We start from the raw sequence: 273 nt of genomic DNA, 5'->3' as shown, positions 1-273 counted from the left end.
AGAGCAGACTCGGGGAGTGACGAAGAGGAGACGATGATGGACTGTGACAGTCACCAGCGAGGGTTCGGGGGGGCGGCCGCCAGAGGCTTCTACCCTGTCAGCGAGGAGACCATGGACGTGTCAAGCAGCCTGATGAGCCCTAGCTCTGTAGACAGCTGGACGTTGTATTCTGGGGACTCCCCGACGTCGTCAACCATGGGAGAATGTTCATCTTCTGAAGAGGCTTCTTCTTCCTCTCTCTCGACGTTTGACTTGCTTACCTCAGCCACGCCG

General features: G+C 57.9%; 1 protein-coding gene. It reads right to left on the bottom strand.

The features are described 5' to 3' along the window. Window positions 1–89: 89 nt before the first annotated feature. The coding region (locus tag P2081_RS20915) for a hypothetical protein (protein WP_278924710.1) at window positions 90–273 on the bottom strand (184 nt) is incomplete at its 5' end.

The organism is Pseudophaeobacter profundi (assembly GCF_029697505.1).
Taxonomy (GTDB): domain Bacteria; phylum Pseudomonadota; class Alphaproteobacteria; order Rhodobacterales; family Rhodobacteraceae; genus Pseudophaeobacter; species Pseudophaeobacter profundi.
The sequence above is the reverse complement of the archived record's forward strand: the minus strand, read 5'-3'. Positions and strand labels throughout refer to the sequence as shown.